Consider the following 13,371-nt stretch of genomic DNA (forward strand, 5'->3'; position numbering starts at 1 on the left):
ACCGCGGTGGGTGCGGCCTGCCGGCCTGCGAGCTCGACGACGGCGTACCCGCGGTCGAGCGTCTTCTGCGGCGACAGCGCCCGCACCTGCGCCTTGAGATGTTCCAACTGGTCCGCGGCCCGGACAACCGTGGAGTTCACGGCAGCCGACGACCGCCGCAGCAGCCGTTCGATCTCCTCGGCCCGGACGGTGACCAGTCCTTCCGGAGATGCCAGGACGGGGCGGGAGCGCAACGAGGCCAGCCTGTCCGATTCCCGGTCCACCAGGCGTTCCATGCAGCGGCGCAGCTGTTCCCGTGCCTGCCGGACGCCTGCCAGCTCCTCGGAGACCTCGGGAACAATCCGCTTGGCTGCGTCCGTGGGCGTGGAGGCACGCAGATCGGCGACGTCATCCAGCAGCGGCCGGTCCGCCTCATGCCCGATGGCACTCACCACAGGGGTGGCCGCCGCCGCCACGGCGCGGATCAGTTCCTCGCTGTTGAACGGGAGCAGGTCCTCGAGCGCGCCACCGCCGCGTGCGATCACAATGACATCCACCACGGGGTGGGCATCGAGCTCGCGGAGGGCACGGACCACCTGAGAGACAGCGGCGTTGCCCTGGACGGCCACTTCCCTGATTTCAAACTCCACCGCAGGCCAGCGCAGCGCAGCGTTCTGCAGGACGTCCTTCTTGGCGTCCGAGTCTCGGCCGGTGATCAGGCCGATCCGGTGCGGCAGCAGGGGGAGGGGTTTTTTGCGGGAATCGGCGAAAAGCCCCTCGGCGGAGAGGGCCTGCCGGAGCCGTTCGATCCGGGCCAGCAAGTCTCCGAGGCCCACCGGCCGGATATCCCGGACCAGCATGTTGAGCCGGCCGGTCTTCATCCAGAATTCGGGCTTCAGCAGGGCCACCACGCGGGAGCCGCGTTCAAGGGGCAGGTTCTGGCGTTCCAGTATTTTGGTCCAGACCGAGGCGGGCAGGGAAACCTCCGCATCAACATCCCGCAGCGTCAGGTAAGCGTTGCTTCCGCGCCGGTTCAGCTCGATGACCTGGCCTTCCACCCACGCGGACGGGGTCCTGTCGATGTGGGCTTTGAGCTTTTGCGAGAGCAACTGCAGCGGCCAGGGGTTGTCCGGGGTGGTTTCAGCAGCCGTCGCGGGCAGCGTCGAGGGTGCGGTGCCGGGAAGGGAAGCCTGGTCAGACATGCAAACGCCCTTGCGGGGCTGGAGCTGCGGGCATGGGGTCCTTCGTCTGTCGTACGGCGGTCATTCAACCTTATCCATAAGCTGTAGCATGCGGGACTGACAGAATCCCGCCGGGATCGTTGCCTAGGATGGGTCTACCGCCAACAACGACGAAGGACCTGCTGTGCGCACTTTTGTTTCCGCCGTTGCCACCGTGCTGGGTGTCCTGCTGGCAGCCGTGGCCGTCCCGGCCATCTGGCTTGACCGCAACCTCGTCCAGGAGGACGGTTTCGTGGAACTGGCGGCTCCGCTGGGAAGGAACTCGGAGTTCCAGCAGCAGCTGGCCACGGCGGCCGTAGGAACCATTGACACCAGCGCAGTCCCCGGGTTCCTCGCTGACCTTGTCCAGCCGGTGCTGGAGGACGCCGCCACATCACTGGCCGGCCTGCCGGGGTATCCGGCGGCCTGGGAAGAGACCCTTCGCAAGAGCCACCGGCTAAGTTTTCCGCAGGCTCCTGCTGACCCCGGCGCTACCGGATCCGTGTCCTCCCTGACCCTGGACGTAGCACCGCTGGTGGCACTGGGGGTTGAGGAGATCTCGCGCGCCACCAGGCTGCCGCTGGATCCGCCGGGGGAGACGCTGATCAACGTTGGCCAGCCCGAACAGCGGGAATGGACGGAGCGGCTGGCTACGTACACCCCCATGGGCTACCTGCTTGCAGCAGGCTCGGGCATCGCCTTCCTCCTTGCCCTTGTCGCGGCCCGCCGGCGCTGGACAGTACTGGTGGGCGCCGGGCTCGGCGGGTTGGTGCTCGCGGGGCTGTGGGCCCTCGGTGCGCAGATAGGTTCGGCGCGGGCACTGGCCACGGACACCGGCAACGACGTGGCCAACATGTTCCGGAACGAATTCGTGGCCGCGGCCACCGCAGACTTCACGGGCTGGACCGTTGCTGCAGCCCTCGCCGGCGGCGTGCTGGTGCTGCTTGGCGCTGTGGCCGGGATCGCATCGCGGAGCCGCTCGGGGGCAACCCGGTAGCATGGAGAAATGACCTCCTCAGCTGTTTCCCTTTCGATGCCCACCATCCCGCGTCGGCGCCGCTCCCCGGAGGAAGTAGCAGCTGCAGCCCCCGTGCTCGGAAACAAGAAGGTGCTGCTGGCCGCGCCCCGCGGTTACTGCGCGGGGGTGGACCGCGCGGTCATCGCCGTCGAAAAGGCCTTGGAACACTACGGCCCGCCGGTGTACGTGCGGAAGCAGATTGTGCACAATGTCCACGTTGTCAGCTCCCTGGAGGAAAAGGGCGCCATCTTCGTGGATGAAACCGATGAGGTGCCTGAGGGCGCCCTGGTCATCTTCTCGGCGCACGGTGTTTCTCCCGCGGTGGTCGAGTCAGCCGAGGAGCGCGGGCTGCGCACCATCGATGCCACCTGCCCGCTGGTGACCAAGGTCCATAAGGAAGCCGTGCGGTTTGCCAAGGATGACTTCGACATCCTCCTGATTGGCCACGACGGGCATGAGGAAGTGGAAGGCACGGCGGGCGAAGCGCCGGAGCACATCCAGATCATCAATGGCCCGCACGAGGTGGACAAGGTCACCGTGCGGGATCCGGAAAAAGTCATCTGGCTCTCGCAGACCACCCTCAGTGTGGACGAGACCATGGAGACGGTCCGGTTGCTCAAGGAGCGCTTCCCCACGCTCCAGGATCCGCCCAGCGACGACATCTGCTACGCCACCACCAACCGGCAGGTGGCCATCAAGAAGATCTCGCCGCAGGCGGATCTGGTGATCGTTGTCGGCTCCGCCAATTCCTCCAACTCCGTCCGGCTCGTGGAGGTGGCCCTCGAATACGGTGCCAAGGCTTCCTACCGGGTGGATTTCGCCAACGAGGTTGACGAGGCCTGGTTCGAGGGCGTGGCTACCGTGGGCGTAACCTCCGGGGCATCCGTTCCCGAAGTCCTGGTGCAGGACGTGCTCCGGCTGCTGGCCGAGTACGGCTACGGCACAGTGGAGGAAGTAGTCACCGCTGAAGAGGACCTCTTGTTCTCGCTGCCCAAGGAACTCCGCGCAACACTCAAGCAGGCCGGGGATGTCAGCCGTGCGCTGGGCGGGCGCAGGCCGCGCAGCTGAACAACGGCGCTTGAAAGAATAGAGCGGGCTCCGCAGCTTACAGCTGCGGGGCCCGCTCCGGTTCTTTTGCCTTTCCCAGGCTGCCTTGCCCTTTCCTAGGCTGCAGCCTCATCCTGCTGAAGCTCAGGAGCCGAGAGGGCACGCGGCGTGGCTTCCACCGCCGGCGGAGCAGCCAGGCCGGACTCCTCCAGGGAGTTCAGCTTCCGTGCTGTAGGCAGCACCCGCGCCTCGAGGGTTCCCACCATCGCGTTGTAGCGGTCCACCGACGATTTCAGGGATGAGCCCAGCTTGCTGACGTTTTCGCCGAGCGTTCCCATCCGGTCGTAGAGCTGCCGGGCAAGGTCGAACAGTTCCCGGGCGCTGTCCGTCAGGACATCCTGCCGCCACGTGAAGGCAACTGATTTCAGGACAGCCAGAAGGGTGCTGGGGGAGGCCAGAACCACGTTCCTGGACAAGGCATGGTCCAGGAGTTCCGCGTCCGCGGCCAGGGCAGCTGCCAGGATGGATTCAGCCGGGATAAAGCAAATCACCAGTTCGGGCGAGTTGCCCGGGATATCCCAGTACTTCTTGTTGCTAAGGGCATCCACGTGCGCACGGAGGGCCTTCGCGTGGGCAGCCAGCAGCGCCTGCTGCGACCGGCCATCCGCCTGCACCGTCCGCCCCTGTTGCCCGGGCCGGGAATCCACGGCACCCAGCTGCTGGGCCTCCAGGTAGGACGACAGCGGAACCTTGGCGTCCACCACCAGCTGCTTTTCGCCGGGAAGCTGGACCACAAGGTCAGGGCGGACAGACGAATCGCTGCCGGCGCTGTGAAGCTGCTCAACGAAGTCGACATGGCGGAGCATCCCCGATGCTTCCACCACCCGCCGCAGCTGCACCTCGCCCCATTGTCCGCGGGCGCTGTTTGAGCGCAATGCCGACTCGAGCGCGTGCGTGGACCTGATCAGCTGTTCATCCGAGTGCCGGGCCTCCCGCAGCTGCTGCGCAAGCTGGCCGTACTGTTCCACCCGGTCGCGCTCCAACAGGGCCACCTGCTGCTGTACCGCCGACAGCTTCTCCGCCACCGGCGCAAGCGCGCGCAGCACGCTGCCGTCCTGCGTCCGTGCCTCGCCAAGCTCCCGGTTCTGTGCCGCCAAAAGCCGGCGCTCGGCGTCGGCCGCTGCGAACTGCGCGCTGACCTCTGAGAGCCTGGACGAGACAGCGTCGAAGTCCGCCTCCAGGGCATGGGAGCTTTTCCGCAGCACAAAGTAGGTGGCAGCAGCACCGGCAAGGGCGCCGAGCAGCAGCATGAACAAGGCCAGAATCAACGCAAAAACATCCATGCCCTCACTGTGGCATGGGGGTCGGACAATCGAGGGCAGTGACATCCGCGGGTACAGGCGGGGGACGCCCTGCGGGTAGAATCAATGCTCGTGGCTCTTACTATTGGCATCGTCGGACTGCCCAACGTCGGCAAATCAACCCTCTTCAACGCACTTACCCGCAACCAGGTCCTGGCCGCGAACTATCCGTTCGCCACCATCGAACCGAACGTCGGCGTCGTGAACCTGCCCGACCCCCGCCTCGACAAGCTGGCCGGCATCTTCGGTTCGCAGCGTATCCTGCCCGCAGCAGTCTCCTTCGTGGACATCGCCGGCATCGTCAAGGGCGCGTCCGAAGGCGAAGGCCTCGGCAACCAGTTCCTGGCCAACATCCGTGAAGCCGAAGCAATCGCCGAAGTAGTCCGCGTCTTCGACGATCCCGACGTCGTCCACGTCGACGGCAAGGTGGACCCGCGCTCGGACATGGAAACCATCAACACCGAGCTCATCCTCGCCGACCTGCAGACCATCGAGAAGGCCATCCCCCGGATCGAAAAAGAGGTCAAGATCAAGAAGCGGGAGGCCGCAGAGCTCGCGGCAATAAAGGCTGCCCAGGCAGTCCTTGAACGCGGCGACACCATCTACTCCTCGATCAAGAGCGACAAGCTGGAGATGGAACACCTCAAGGAGCTCGGCCTGCTGACGGCCAAGCCCTTCATCTACGTATTCAACGCGGACGAGGCAATCCTGGGCAGCCCGGAAAAGCAGGAGGAACTCCGTGCTTTGGTTGCCCCAGCAGACTGCATCTTCCTGGACGCCAAGCTCGAGGCCGACCTTGTGGAACTGGACGAGGAAGAAGCCCGGGAAATGCTGGAAATGAACGGCCAGGACGAGTCCGGCCTCGATCAGCTGGCACGGGTGGGTTTCCACACACTGGGCCTGCAGACCTACCTCACGGCGGGCCCCAAGGAAGCACGCGCCTGGACCATCAAGCAGGGGGACACCGCGCCGCAGGCAGCGGGCGTCATCCATTCGGACTTCCAGCGCGGCTTCATCAAGGCCGAAGTGGTCTCCTTCGAGGACCTCGTCGAGGCGGGTTCCATGGCCGAGGCCAAGTCCCGCGGCAAGGTGCGCATCGAAGGCAAGGAATATGTCATGGCCGACGGCGACGTGGTGGAGTTCCGCTTCAACGTCTGAGCCGGTCCGGCGTCTGCCTGGGCGGACACCTTATCCTGACTATGTAGGGCGTGATCCTGGCAGCTCCAGGTCCCCTTCCCCCGGAGGGAAAACACAAGGAGGCGGCATGCCGGTCGGGCGTCTGATGCGTTATGTCACTTCAGCCCTTGCGGCTGTGGTGGTGCTTTCGGGCTGCTCCGGCGGCGGCGGCACTGCCCCTGTGATCGTGGGGGAGGCGAAGCGGGGCGGCGTTGCCACGGTGGCCGAAGTCAACGCGTTCTCTTCCTTCAACCCGTACAGCGCCGACGGCAACACGGACATCAATTCCAAGATCGGCTACATCACCCACTCCGGGTTCTACTACCTGGACGACAAGGCCGCGGTGGTGCGCAATGACAAGTTCGGCCGGTTCGAGAAGGTGTCGGACGAGCCCCTCAAGGTGAAGTACACCGTAAACGAGGGCGTCAAATGGTCCGACGGCGAGGCCATCGATGCCGGTGACCTCCTTCTCAGCTGGGCGGCAGGTTCGGGCTACTTCGACGACGCCGACCCCATATCGGGCACCGGCACCAGGTACTTTTCCACTGCATCGGACACCAGCGGGCTGGCCGGCACGGTCTTTCCCGAACTGGGGGGAGACGGGCGGTCGATCACCCTCGAGTACGCCACCCCCTACGCTGACTGGGAAGTAGCCTTCGACGTCGGCCTCCCGGCTCACGTCGTTGCCGCCAAGAGCGGGCTGAACGATGAGGAAGACCTTGTTGAACTGATTCGCGACTCACCGCGGGGGGATCCCAAAAAGCCCGCGGTCAACACGGAACTGAAGGCGGTCAGCGATTTCTGGAACTCGGGCTTCGACACCAAGGCCCTTCCCGAAGATCCCGCCCTGTACCTCTCCAGTGGCCCGTACATCGTGGTGGACATCGTTCCCGAAGCCTCCATGAGGCTTGTCCGCAACCGGGATTACGTCTGGGGATCAGAACCGTGGCTGGATGAGATCAATGTCCGGTTCACGGGTGCCCTCCCGGCGGCGGTCGACGCCCTGCGAAACGGGCAAGCGGACATTATCTCGCCTCAGCCCTCAGCCGGAAACGAGGATGTGTTCGCAGGCCTGGCGGAGCAGGGCAATACCCTCGAACGGTACGACCAGTCCGGCTATGACCACCTGGACCTCAACTTCTCCGGCCCGTTTGCCAGGCGGGAGGTCCGTGAGGCATTCCTCAAGACCGTCCCGCGCCAGGCCATCGTCGAAGCCGTGGTGGGGAACCTGCAGCCGGACGCAAAGCCGCTCGACTCCCATGTCTTCCTGCCGGTGCAGCCCAAGTATGAGGACACCGCCAGGAACAACGGCTCCTCGGAATTCGCCGAAGTGGACATCGAGGCCGCAAAGGACCTTCTGGACGGGGAAACACCCACCGTTCGGATCCTCTACAACCGGGACAACCCCAACCGCGCCCAGGCATTCGCATTGATCCGGGACTCGGCGGCGCTTGCAGGATTCCGGGTGGAGGACGGCGGGCAAAGCAGCGCCGACTGGGCCCGGTCCTTGGGCGAGGACGGCCACGACGCCGCACTGCTGGGCTGGATCGGCAGCAGCGCCGGTGTGAGCCGCGTGCCACAAATCTTTCGGACGGGCGCAGGGAGTAACTTCAACGGCTTCTCGGACGCCGACGCCGACAAGGCCATGGCAGAGCTCGCACGGACCACTGACCTCGGCAAGCAGGACGAACTGCTCGCAGAGATCGACAAGCAGATCTGGGAGAACGCCTACGGGCTCCCGCTCTACCAAACCATCGGCACCACCGCCTTCGGCCCCCGAATCACCGGCGTGAAATCAAGCTCCGGCCCGCTGGGCGTCTGGTGGAATGTGTGGGACTGGCGCCTGGCCGGATAGTTGCGGCGAGTTGGATAGCCTTTCCTCGCCGCCTAGTTGTGAGCGCTCACTAAACCGATTAGCCGGAAGGGCTACTCGCGAGTAGCATGTGACTTGCACAACTTCCGTTTACCGGGCACCGCACTGGAGCGCCCCGGTCACGGTTTGGCAACGGAGTACCAGTATTTGGACTTCGTGCAGTTAGGCTAATCGTCATATGTAGGCTGCGTCACAGTGTGAAAGCTGCGTCCGACCTGCGGGGAAGCACAAGAATTCCCTCGACATCTCCCACAACTCATAGGAGGCGGAATGCGTTTCACGCGCACTTCCAAAGCACTGGGCATCATGGCAATCGCCGCTCTTGCCCTGACCGGGTGCGGCGCTGGAGGCGGCACCACTGAAGGTGGCGGCGACTCAACCGGCGATCCCAACAAGGTGATCACCGCCTACAGCAACGAACCACAGAACCCGTTGCTGCCGGCAAACACCAACGAAGTGTATGGCGGCCGCGTGGTCGAGCTGCTCTTCGAAGGCCTGCGGACCTACGACGCCGAAGGCAAGCCGGTCAACGCCCTGGCGGAATCCATCGAATCCGATGACGCCCAGAACTGGACCATCAAGGTCAAGCAGGGCCAGAAGTTCACTAACGGCGAGGAAATTACTGCCAAGACCTTCGTGGACTCCTGGAACTACGCCGCAAACTCGAAGAACCTGCAGAACAACGGCTTCTTCTTCGAGTCCATCGAGGGCTACGAGGAAGTCTCCGCCGTCACCCAGGAAACCAGTGCGGACGGCAAGACCACTACCACCCCGGCCCCCACCGCCGAGACCATGTCCGGGCTGGTGGCAAAGGACGACTCCACCATCACGGTGAAGTTGGCCCAGCCTGAGGCTGACTGGTCGCTGCGCCTTGGCTACTCGGCATTCTTCCCGCTTCCCTCTGCCGCCCTTGCCGACCCGAAGGCTTTTGGTGAAAACCCGGTGGGCAACGGTCCGTACAAGATGGAAAAGGAAGGCGCCTGGGTTCACGACCAGTCCATCTCGCTGGTGAAGAACCCTGACTACAGCGGTCCCCGCGAAGCGAAGAACGGCGGCGTCACCTTCAAGTTCTACACGGATCCGGGCCCGGCCTACACCGACCTGCAGTCCGACAACCTGGATGTCACCGACGTTCTTCCGTCCAACGCGCTGAAGACCTACGTCACCGACTTCCCGGACCGAAACGCCACCAAGCCCGTGGCCACCAACTCCACACTGAACATCCCGCCGTACAACCCGAACTTCCAGGGTGAAGCCGGCAAGCTCCGCCGCCAGGCACTGTCCTACGCCATCAACCGTGAGGAAATTGCCAAGGTAATCTTCAACGGCACCCGCACCCCGGCCAAGGCTTTTGTTCCGCCGGTGATCGAAGGTTTTGAAGAAGGAATCAAGGGCAGCGAAGTGCTGAAGTTCGACGCTGCCAAGGCCAAGGACCTGTGGGCACAGGCCGAGAAGATCCAGCCGTACGACGATTCCAAGCCGCTCCAGATTGCCTCCAACACCGACGGCGGCAACAAGGAATGGATCGACGCTGTAGCCAACGGCTTCAAGAACAACCTGGGCATCCAGGCTGAAATCCAGCCCTTCGCGAAGTTCGCAGAGGTGCTGAACCTGCGCAAGTCCCAGCAGCTTCCCGGCCTGACCCGCGCCGGCTGGCAGGGCGACTACCCGTCGCTGTACAACTTCCTGGGACCCGTGTGGGCCACGAACGCCTCCTCCAACTACGAGAAGTACTCGAACCCCGAGTTCGACAAGCTGCTCAAGGACGGCCTCGCCGCCAAGACCACGGAAGAAGCAAACGCCAAGTTCAACGAGGCACAGGCGATCCTCTTTGAGGATCTTCCGGGCCTGCCGCTCTGGGACCAGGCACGGCCGATCGTATGGAGCAACAACGTTGTGAAGGCCGAGACCGGTTGGAACGGCGGTATCCGCTACTTCGATATCACGGCTAAGTAGTTCCAGAACTCACTTGCCGCCAGGCAGATGGGGGTCCGGTCACGGCCGGGCCCCCATTGGCTTGCACGGCAGGAAGGCACCCATGAACTTGTTTACTTCCCTTCCCGAAGGCTGGTGATCCCGTGGTCCGCTTTATCCTGCGCCGACTGCTCCAGGTGATCCCCGTCTTCCTCGGCACCACACTTCTCGTTTACTACATGGTGTTCGCACTGCCCGGCGACCCCATCGCGGCGCTCTTCGGCGACCGCCAGCCACCGCAGGCAGTCATTGATACCCTGCGCAGCCAGTACCACCTGGACGAACCCTTCTGGGTCCAGTACGGCCTCTTCCTGAAAAACCTCTTCACCTTCAACCTGGGCAACGACTTCACCGGCCAGCCCATTGCGGCAAGCCTCGCCAGGGTCTTTCCTGTCACGGCGATGCTCGCCATCGAGGCCCTGGCGATCCAGGCGATCTTCGGCGTCGCCTTTGGTGTTTTCGCAGGCCTCCGCCGCGGCGGCTGGTTCGATTCCACCGTCCTGGTGGCGTCCCTGGTTGTCATTGCAGTTCCCACCTTCGTGCTGGGCTTCGTCTTCCAGCTCGTTTTCGGTGTCCAGCTGGGCTGGGCCAAACCGACAGTCGGGGCGAATGCGGACTGGGGCAGCCTGCTGCTGCCCGCCGTCGTCCTGGGCCTCGTGTCCTTTGCCTACGTCCTCCGCCTGACCCGCGCTTCCGTTAGTGAAAACATGAACGCGGACTATGTCCGGACTGCCACCGCCAAGGGCCTTTCCCGGCCGCGGGTGGTCATGGCCCATATCCTGCGCAACTCGCTGATCCCTGTCGTCACCTACCTCGGCGCCAACCTTGGCGGCCTGATGGGCGGCGCTATCGTCACTGAAGGCATCTTTAACGTTCCGGGTGTCGGCAACAAGCTCTACCAGGCAGTCCTGCGCAGTGAAGGACCCACCATCGTCTCCATTGTCAGCGTGCTGGTGCTGGTGTTCGTGGTGGCCAACCTGCTCGTCGACCTCCTGTACGCCTGGCTTGACCCGAGGATCCGCTATGACCAGTAACAACAGCCACTTCGTGGCTCCCATCGATGAAACGCCGCTCCTGGCAACTGACGCCGTCAAGACTGACCAGGCACCGCTCAGCCTGTGGGCGGATGCATGGCGCAAGCTCCGCCGTCGTCCGCTCTTCATCATCTCGGTGCTGCTCATCCTGGCACTGACCGTGGTGGCCCTTTTCCCCGGTCTCTTCACTTCAGTGCCGCCCAACGAGGGCTGTGAACTGGCCAACTCGGAGGGCGGTCCCACCGCCGGACACCCGTTCGGCTTCACCTTCCAGGGCTGCGACGTCTATTCACGGGTCATCCACGGAACGCAGGCGTCCCTGTCCGTTGGCATCCTTTCAGTGCTGTGCGTGCTGGTCATCGGCGTCACCATCGGTGCGCTGGCCGGGTACTACGGCGGCTGGCTGGATTCGGTCCTTGCCCGCCTGGGTGACATCTTCTTCGCGCTGCCGCTGATTCTGGGCGCGCTGGTGATCACGCAGCTGCCCTTCTTCCGCGAGAACAAGAGCGTCTGGACGGTGGTGTTCGTTATCTCCCTCCTGGCATGGCCGCAGATGGCCCGCATCACCCGCGGCGCTGTCATCGAAGTGCGCAACGCGGACTTCGTCACCGCCGCCCAGGCGCTGGGGGTCTCCAGGTTCGGAGCGCTGGTGCGGCACGTGCTGCCCAACGCCCTGGCCCCGATCATCGTGCTGGCAACGCTCGAACTGGGTGTCTTCATCGTGGCCGAGGCAACCCTGTCCTTCCTGGGCATCGGCCTGCCGCAGAGCATCATGTCCTGGGGTAATGACATTGCAGGGGCGCAGGCCTCTATCCGGACCAGTCCGGAGATCATGCTGTATCCGGCAGCGGCCTTGTCCATCACGGTGCTCAGCTTCATCATGCTCGGTGACGCCGTCCGTGACGCCCTCGATCCCAAGAGCCGCCAGCGATGAGAGATAAAGAGATGACTACTCCAGACGTCCGCATCGAAGAGGCCGCCACCACGGGGACTAAACCGCTGCTGGAAATCCGCGACCTCGCCATCACATTCAAGACCAGCGGCGGCGACGTCCAGGCTGTCCGCGACGCGCACCTGACCATCATGCCGGGCGAGACAGTTGCGATCGTGGGGGAGTCCGGCTCCGGCAAGTCGACCACTGCACTGGCCGCCATCGGGCTGTTGCCCAACAACGGCCGGGTCTCCGGCGGCCAGATCCTGCTCGACGGTGAGGACATTGCCCACGCCAGCGAGCAGCGCATGATCGAACTTCGCGGCAACACCATCGGCATGGTTCCGCAGGACCCCATGTCCAACCTGAACCCCGTGTGGAAGATCGGCTACCAGGTCCGCGAAACGCTCCGTGCCAACGGACGGCCCAGCGGACCGGAGGACATCGCCAAGGTGCTGTCCGAGGCCGGCCTGCCGGACGCCAAGCGGCGTGCGAACCAGTACCCGCACGAGTTCTCCGGCGGCATGCGGCAGCGCGCCCTGATTGCCATCGGTCTGTCGTGCCAGCCGCGCCTGCTGATCGCCGACGAGCCGACGTCCGCGTTGGACGTCACGGTGCAGCGCCAGATCCTCGACCACCTTGAAACCATGACCACCGAACTGGGCACGTCGGTGCTGCTCATCACCCACGACCTGGGCCTGGCGGCAGAACGGGCGGACAAGGTGGTGGTGATGTACCAGGGCCGGGTAGTGGAGGCAGGTCCGTCGCTGGAACTGCTCCGCAACCCGCGGCATCCCTACACCAAGAGACTGGTGGAGTCCGCTCCGTCGCTGGCCAGCCGCCGCATCCAGGCGGCGAAGGAACAGGGTGTGGAGGCATCGGACCTGCTGGCTCCTGCTGCAGAGCCAGCGGCAGCGGACAACGTCCTGGAGATCCAGGACCTGCGCAAGGTCTACAAACTCCGCCAGGGGTTGGGGAAGTCCACGGACTTCGCGGCCGTGGATGGGGTCAGCTTCGACGTCCAGCGTGGAACCACGACGGCGATCGTGGGGGAGTCCGGATCCGGCAAGTCCACTGTGGCCAAAATGGTGCTGCAGCTGGAAAAGCCCACGGATGGGCGGATCCTGTTTGACGGCGTGGACACCTCGAAGCTCAAGGCGGCAGAGCTGTTCAAGTTCCGCCGCCGGGTTCAGCCGATCTTCCAGGACCCCTACGGCTCCCTGGATCCGATGTACAACATCTTCCGTACCATCGAGGAGCCGCTGCGGGTCCACAAGATCGGCACCAGTGCGAGCCGGGAGAAGAAGGTCCGGGAGTTGCTGGACCAGGTGGCGCTGCCACAGTCAGCCATGCAGCGGTATCCGAACGAACTCTCGGGCGGGCAGCGGCAGCGTGTCGCCATTGCCCGCGCCCTGGCGCTGGACCCTGACGTCATCATCTGCGACGAAGCGGTGTCCGCCCTGGACGTGCTGGTCCAGGCGCAGGTCCTGAACCTGCTCGCGGACCTCCAGTCGAACCTCGGGCTGACCTATCTCTTTATCACCCACGACCTCGCCGTGGTCCGCCAGATCGCAGACCATGTGTGCGTCATGGAAAAGGGACGCCTGGTGGAGACCGGTTCCACCGACGAGGTCTTCGAATCGCCGCGGGAGGACTACACCAAGGCCCTCCTCAACGCCATCCCGGGCGCGAAGCTGATGCTGCCGCCCGAAGTGGCGTAGCGGTCGGATTGACTGGGCTGATGCCGCCGTTTCCAAG

General features: G+C 64.3%; 10 protein-coding genes. 8 read left to right on the plus strand and 2 right to left on the minus strand.

Going from position 1 to position 13,371, the window contains the following annotated elements; translation table 11 throughout:
- A partial coding sequence (gene xseA / locus AC5RTT_RS07655; RefSeq protein ID WP_494144680.1) for an exodeoxyribonuclease VII large subunit occupies positions 1–1,181 on the minus strand: 1,181 nt, incomplete at its 3' end.
- 163 nt (positions 1,182–1,344) lie between these two features.
- Between xseA and AC5RTT_RS07660 the strand changes: the two genes are divergently transcribed.
- Together AC5RTT_RS07660 and AC5RTT_RS07665 are read left to right on the plus strand one after the other, a co-directional pair.
- Positions 1,345–2,196: a hypothetical protein gene (locus AC5RTT_RS07660; RefSeq protein WP_494144681.1), complete on the plus strand. Its 852-nt coding sequence runs from the start codon at positions 1,345–1,347 to the stop codon at positions 2,194–2,196.
- 9 nt (positions 2,197–2,205) lie between these two features.
- Positions 2,206–3,285 carry a 4-hydroxy-3-methylbut-2-enyl diphosphate reductase gene (locus AC5RTT_RS07665; RefSeq protein ID WP_494144682.1) on the plus strand — a complete coding sequence of 360 codons (1,080 nt, stop codon included), beginning with the start codon at positions 2,206–2,208 and terminating at the stop codon, positions 3,283–3,285.
- Between the two features lie 95 nt (positions 3,286–3,380).
- Here AC5RTT_RS07665 and AC5RTT_RS07670 read toward each other — a convergent pair whose 3' ends face one another.
- Positions 3,381–4,607, minus strand: a complete 1,227-nt coding sequence (locus AC5RTT_RS07670; protein ID WP_494008832.1) for a DNA recombination protein RmuC — start codon at positions 4,605–4,607, stop codon at positions 3,381–3,383.
- Positions 4,608–4,697: 90 nt separating this feature from the next.
- On the opposite strand from AC5RTT_RS07670, the gene ychF reads away from it, so the two are divergent.
- The 6 genes from ychF to AC5RTT_RS07700 all read left to right on the plus strand — a co-directional run bounded on the left by ychF (position 4,698) and on the right by AC5RTT_RS07700 (position 13,334).
- Positions 4,698–5,783, plus strand: a complete 1,086-nt coding sequence (gene ychF, locus AC5RTT_RS07675) for a redox-regulated ATPase YchF (protein ID WP_494008831.1) — start codon at positions 4,698–4,700, stop codon at positions 5,781–5,783.
- 106 nt (positions 5,784–5,889) lie between these two features.
- Positions 5,890–7,656 carry an ABC transporter family substrate-binding protein gene (locus tag AC5RTT_RS07680; protein ID WP_494144683.1) on the plus strand — a complete coding sequence of 589 codons (1,767 nt, stop codon included), beginning with the start codon at positions 5,890–5,892 and terminating at the stop codon, positions 7,654–7,656.
- A 288-nt stretch (positions 7,657–7,944) separates the two neighbouring features.
- The gene (locus tag AC5RTT_RS07685) at positions 7,945–9,630 is read left to right on the plus strand and encodes a peptide ABC transporter substrate-binding protein (protein WP_494144684.1); all 1,686 of its coding nucleotides are present in this window, start codon (positions 7,945–7,947) and stop codon (positions 9,628–9,630) included.
- 122 nt (positions 9,631–9,752) lie between these two features.
- Complete coding sequence (locus AC5RTT_RS07690; RefSeq protein WP_354175254.1) at positions 9,753–10,682, plus strand: ABC transporter permease; 930 nt, start codon at positions 9,753–9,755, stop codon at positions 10,680–10,682.
- Positions 10,672–11,616 carry an ABC transporter permease gene (locus AC5RTT_RS07695; RefSeq protein WP_494144685.1) on the plus strand — a complete coding sequence of 315 codons (945 nt, stop codon included), beginning with the start codon at positions 10,672–10,674 and terminating at the stop codon, positions 11,614–11,616. The genes AC5RTT_RS07690 and AC5RTT_RS07695 overlap by 11 nt, the downstream gene beginning before the upstream one ends.
- A gap of 11 nt (positions 11,617–11,627) precedes the next feature.
- On the plus strand, positions 11,628–13,334 hold the full coding sequence (locus AC5RTT_RS07700; protein WP_494144686.1) for a dipeptide ABC transporter ATP-binding protein: 1,707 nt from the start codon (positions 11,628–11,630) through the stop codon (positions 13,332–13,334).
- The last annotated feature ends 37 nt before the right edge of the window (positions 13,335–13,371 follow it).

It is taken from the genome of Arthrobacter sp. Y3221157 (genome assembly GCF_059089865.1).

What these genes read in the sequence shown, in the direction of transcription:
- AC5RTT_RS07665 (WP_494144682.1), top strand. Translation starts at nt 2,206, where the DNA reads ATGACCTCCTCAGCTGTTTCCCTTTCGATGCCCACCATCCCGCGTCGG.
- AC5RTT_RS07685 (WP_494144684.1), top strand. Translation starts at nt 7,945, where the DNA reads ATGCGTTTCACGCGCACTTCCAAAGCACTGGGCATCATGGCAATCGCC.
- AC5RTT_RS07700 (WP_494144686.1), top strand. Translation starts at nt 11,628, where the DNA reads ATGACTACTCCAGACGTCCGCATCGAAGAGGCCGCCACCACGGGGACT.
- AC5RTT_RS07695 (WP_494144685.1), top strand. Translation starts at nt 10,672, where the DNA reads ATGACCAGTAACAACAGCCACTTCGTGGCTCCCATCGATGAAACGCCG.
- AC5RTT_RS07680 (WP_494144683.1), top strand. Translation starts at nt 5,890, where the DNA reads ATGCCGGTCGGGCGTCTGATGCGTTATGTCACTTCAGCCCTTGCGGCT.
- AC5RTT_RS07670 (WP_494008832.1), bottom strand. Translation starts at nt 4,607, where the DNA reads ATGGATGTTTTTGCGTTGATTCTGGCCTTGTTCATGCTGCTGCTCGGC.